We start from the raw sequence: 4,900 nt of genomic DNA on the forward strand, positions 1-4,900 counted from the left end.
CAAGGCAAAAAGTAAGGACGAGAACCAATCCAAAAAACATTGAAATCTTTTAAAATTCACTTTTTCAAGAGAAAATTCGGGATGACTCATGTTTTATTTAATCATTCAGCGATAACAAGAACAACATCGTATCTACACCATCTGCATAATCCCAAAGTTTAGGTTTTTGTGTTTCTCCGAAAGGAATACTTCCCTCAAACCAAGCTTCTTTTGAAACAATACATTGAATTTTATCTTTTTTTTCCTCTATTTTTTGTTTTAAATCTTCTTCATTTTGATAAGTTTCATAAAAAATCACTGAAATTGGTGATACTAGTGCATCATTTTCTGTGAGCATCATGAAACCATTATCGTAATGATGTACTTGGTTGACCAAATAAATAGATTTATTGTAGTCGTAATTATTTTTGTACTTATTATGATAAAAAATATCTCCAAGTGGTTCTATCGTATCATAAAAACTCACGAAATCATAGTCTTTCGGAACATAGAATTTAGAAATATTTCTACAACCCAAACCGTAATAATCTGTAATGTCTTTACCAAGATTGAAAAAATCTTCCGCTGTTTCATTACCATTTAATACAGCTACAGAACTTCTATTTTGACGAATGATATGCGGCTTATTCCTAAAGTAGTATTCAAAATAACGAGCTGAATTATCAGAGCCTGTAGCAATCAAAGCATCTACTTCGTTCATTTTCTCGCTAATCCTAATTCCTAAAGTTGGATTAATTTCAAGTAATTTTTCAATTAAAGCCAACATTAAAACAGAATCCTGAGAACTTACTTTGGCAACACATTCATGCCCTGAAATAACAACGGTCAACAAATCATGAAATCCAACTGCTGGAATGTTTCCAGCCATTATCACACCAATACTTTTAATCATTTGTGGTCTGTCTGGGATTTCGTATAAACCTGCCCAACTTTCCAACAAATTCCTATCCAAATAATAATCAGCAATTGATTGAATAGATTTTCTGGTATTCTCTAGTGTAAACCAATTATTTTGATGCGAAGCTCTATCTGCCCATTCCTCAATTACTGATTGATTTCCCTCGTTTCTTAGAAAATCTCCTAAGCTCACGAATGCGTCAATTCTTGCTTGTAAATCCATTTTTGTACATTTTTTACAAATTTACAGAAATCCTTTGAAATATTTTTTTTCAATAGTCTTTAAACTTTATAGGCTATTCAAGGTTTAACTGTTAATTTTGTGAATGATTTAAAGAAATTCGATGTTTTGAATTCTGACAGAGGTATTAAATCATTTTTAAGAAAGCATATACAATTAAAACGAAGTTTTTATGGCAATTATCATAACCGAAGAATGCATCAACTGCGGTGCCTGCGAGCCAGAATGCCCTAATACAGCAATTTATGAAGGTGGTGTTGAATGGACTTGGGCTGGTGGAACCAAATTAGTGGATGTTGAGTTAGAAGACGGTTCTGTTATTGGGGGAAAAGATCCAATGACACCCATTTCAGATGAATTTTATTACATCGTTTCCGATAAATGTACTGAATGTATGGGTTTCCATGAAGAACCACAATGTGCTGCTGTTTGTCCAGTAGATTGTTGCGTTCCTGACCCTGACCATGAAGAAGACGAAGAAACACTTTATGCAAAAAAGGCATGGTTGCATGCTGAATAGTTAGAAACTAATTTATTTCAAAGCCCTGATTTAGTAATAAATCAGGGCTTTTTTGTTGGAAAAATTATATTTTTTCTGGTTATTTTACTTTAAGAATATTTGGTTTTTTGTCGATATTTCAGAATATGTTAAAAATGAACTTATTGTTTGAAAATATTGACTTTATTTCGAGATATATGGTTTAAATTATGCCTGTTTTGTACTATTTTTTGAAAAAAAGCCCAAAATAGGTTAAAAATTTGCACATAAAATTTGGAATAGTAAATATTACCTATAATATTTGCACTGTAATCAAGCATTAATATTTAAACATTCAACCAAAGATTATTATGAAAAAAACCTTAATCACGTTATTTTCTTTGTTTTTAGCAGTTCCTGCATTTTCTCAAGAAAAGGAGGAGGACAAAGGTAAGTTTACTTTCTCTGGATACATTGATTCTTACTACTTAGCAAACTTCAATAACCCTAGAGATATGTCGAACACAGGCGCATCTAAAACAGCTAGAGCGTTTGACCAAAAAACTGGTTTTTCTTTAGGTCTTGTTCAAACTAAAATTGGATACGCAACATCTAAATCTGATGTAGTTGTTGATTTAGTATTCGGTCCAAACGCTGACTTAGGTAACTATGGTAACGCATTTAGTGTATTAGGAAACAGTTCTGCTGGTTCTTCTCTAGCTATTAAACAAGCATATTTCAACTGGAAAGCTACAGACAAATTAACATTAACTGCTGGTCAGTTTGGTACACACATCGGTTATGAAGTAATTGATGCTCCAGTAAACTATCATTATTCCCTTTCTAACTTATTCAACAATGGTCCATTCTACCATGTTGGTGTTAAGGCAGCTTACGCAGTATCTGATAAATTTGCTTTGATGGGAGGTATTGTAAATGGTGTTGACCAACTTTATAGTAATAACAACAAACCAGGTTTAATTGCACAAGTATTCGTTCAACCTGTTAGTGGATGGAACGTATATGTAAACGGTATTACTGCTAATCGTAACAAAAAAGATGCAACTACTGGTACCACAGATGCTGGAACTTACAATTTGTTAGATTTAACAACAACTTACCAAGTAACAGAGAAATTCTTGTTAGGTTTAAATGCTGCAACTGGTAAGCAAAACTATGCTACTGGCGATGGTAAGACTTGGGGAGGTTTTGCAGTATATCCAAAATACGATTTTTCAAGCACATTCAGCTTAGGAGCTAGATATGAATCTTTCTCTAATACAAACGGAGTTACTGCTCTTATTGATAAAAATGGAAGCGGTGTAACGGTAAATTCATTCACAATAACTCCATCTATCACAGTAGCAGACGGACATTTATTATTAAAGCCAGAATTCAGAGTTGATTCATTCGACAAAAACTTCTTCGTAGATGGTGATGGTAAAGACACTAAATCTCAATCTACCTTTACTTGGGCAATGATTTATAAATTTTAATAATATTTTACTCATAATCAGCTATTCTGTAGTTGATTATGAGTATTTTAAGTTTTCTGTAAACAATTCCATCATAACCCCCTAAAACACTAATCACAATGACACAAAAACCAACATTTATTCCAATTCTCATTTTGCTTATTATCGCTATTGCGGCGGCTTTTGTTCCTGCTCCGGGTGCAGCAGTGACAGAAGGCATTGATACAGGTGATACCGCTTGGATGCTAGTATCTTCTGGATTAGTATTATTAATGACTCCTGGTTTAGCGTATTTCTACGGAGGTATGGTTAACCACAAAAACGTAATTTCTACAATGTTGCAATCATTCATTGCAATGGGTGTTATTACAGTAATTTGGGTAGTATTTGGTTTCAGTTTAGCTTTCGGTGATACAATCGGAGGTTTCGTTGGTAATCCTGCTACTTATTTTATGTTTCAAGGTGTATTTGATGGTAAACCTTGGCCTTTAGCAGGTACAATTCCATTCGCATTGTTTGCATTTTTCCAAATGAAGTTTGCCGTAATCACTCCAGCACTTATTTCTGGTGCTTTGGCAGAACGTATTAACTTCCGTGCATTTGTATTGTTCATGGTGCTTTTCTGTGTAATTGTTTATGCTCCATTAGCTCACTGGACATGGCACCCAGAAGGTTGGTTATTCAAATATGGTGTTCTTGACTTCGCTGGTGGTACTGTTGTACACATGAGTGCAGGTTGGGCTGCTTTAGCTGGTGCATTATATTTGAAACGTCGTAAGTCACATGTTGAAGCAAACATTCTTCCTCCAGCAAACATTCCTTACGTATTATTAGGTACTGGTTTACTTTGGTTCGGTTGGTTCGGTTTCAATGCTGGTTCAGCAGTAGGAGCAGGTCCATTAGCAGTTTCTGCTTTTGCAACAACTCACGTAGCGGCAGCATCAGCAGGTCTTTCTTGGATTTTATTTGATGTAACTCGTGGTCGTAAAGTTTCTGCTTTAGGTTTTTCTATCGGTGCAGTTGTAGGTTTAGTAGCTATTACTCCTGCTTCTGGTTTTGTTTCTGTAACAGCAGCTATCACAATTGGTACTATTGCAGCAATCATCTCAAACGTTGCAGCACATTGGAGAGCAAATTCTAAATTAGATGATACTTTAGATGTATTCCCATGCCATGGTGTAGGTGGTATGGTAGGTATGGTAATGACAGGTTTGTTTGCTTCTAAAGCTGTTAACGCAGCTGTAGTTGAAACAGAACAAGGTTTGTTTATCACTGGTGACCCAGCTTTATTCATTAAGCACTTAGTTGCTCTTGTAGTTGTTTCAGCTTTCGCATTTGGTCTTTCATATTTCTTATTATTCGTTACTGATAAAATTATTCCTTTACGTGTAACTGAAGAAGAAGAAAGAGTAGGTTTGGATATTTCTCAACACGATGAATTCCTAGCAGAAGTATAAAATATTAAAACTTTACCACAAGTAATGGTTCTTGTGGTTTTGTTTCAGAAGGAAAGTTGTCTGCTTATGGCGGGCAACTTTTTATGTTTTTATAAGGTTTAGGTTGTTTCTTTTCGCTATTTTTTATTAGCAATAATTCGCTAACCGCTTTTATAAGAAATATTCAATATCTTTGTGAACCACAAGTTTGGTTTCTTGTGGTTTTGTTTTGTTATAAGAAAGCCCTCAGATAATATTTGAGGGCTTTTTACTTGTTCATTAGGCTTCCCTTTATGAGTGTAATCTTTTAATAATCAATATATTACCAATAAAATAACCCCGAAAAAGTGTCAATACTGGCAAATTTCGGGGT

Annotated in this window: 4 protein-coding genes; 3 read left to right on the forward strand and 1 reads right to left on the reverse strand. The window is 34.4% G+C overall.

Annotated features, from left to right (window positions below; all coding sequences use genetic code 11):
- Positions 1-97 precede the first annotated feature (97 nt).
- The gene (locus HNP25_RS21490; RefSeq protein ID WP_184137804.1) at positions 98-1,120 is read right to left on the reverse strand and encodes an acyl-CoA reductase; all 1,023 of its coding nucleotides are present in this window, start codon (positions 1,118-1,120) and stop codon (positions 98-100) included.
- A gap of 190 nt (positions 1,121-1,310) precedes the next feature.
- Here HNP25_RS21490 and HNP25_RS21495 point away from each other — a divergent pair, with 190 nt between their 5' ends.
- The 3 genes from HNP25_RS21495 (at position 1,311) to HNP25_RS21505 (ending at position 4,548) form a co-directional block, all read left to right on the forward strand.
- Positions 1,311-1,658: a 4Fe-4S dicluster domain-containing protein gene (locus tag HNP25_RS21495; protein WP_184137806.1), complete on the forward strand. Its 348-nt coding sequence runs from the start codon at positions 1,311-1,313 to the stop codon at positions 1,656-1,658.
- A gap of 329 nt (positions 1,659-1,987) precedes the next feature.
- Positions 1,988-3,112 carry a porin gene (locus tag HNP25_RS21500; protein ID WP_184137808.1) on the forward strand — a complete coding sequence of 375 codons (1,125 nt, stop codon included), beginning with the start codon at positions 1,988-1,990 and terminating at the stop codon, positions 3,110-3,112.
- 98 nt (positions 3,113-3,210) lie between these two features.
- Complete coding sequence (locus tag HNP25_RS21505; protein ID WP_184137810.1) at positions 3,211-4,548, forward strand: ammonium transporter; 1,338 nt, start codon at positions 3,211-3,213, stop codon at positions 4,546-4,548.
- Positions 4,549-4,900 lie beyond the last annotated feature (352 nt).

This window comes from Arcicella rosea (assembly GCF_014204325.1).
In the GTDB taxonomy this organism is placed as follows: Bacteria; Bacteroidota; Bacteroidia; order Cytophagales; family Spirosomataceae; genus Arcicella; species Arcicella rosea_A.

Coding starts and splice junctions, on each gene's coding strand:
- HNP25_RS21490 (WP_184137804.1), bottom strand. CDS start 1,120: ATGGATTTACAAGCAAGAATTGACGCATTCGTGAGCTTAGGAGATTTT.
- HNP25_RS21495 (WP_184137806.1), top strand. CDS start 1,311: ATGGCAATTATCATAACCGAAGAATGCATCAACTGCGGTGCCTGCGAG.
- HNP25_RS21500 (WP_184137808.1), top strand. CDS start 1,988: ATGAAAAAAACCTTAATCACGTTATTTTCTTTGTTTTTAGCAGTTCCT.
- HNP25_RS21505 (WP_184137810.1), top strand. CDS start 3,211: ATGACACAAAAACCAACATTTATTCCAATTCTCATTTTGCTTATTATC.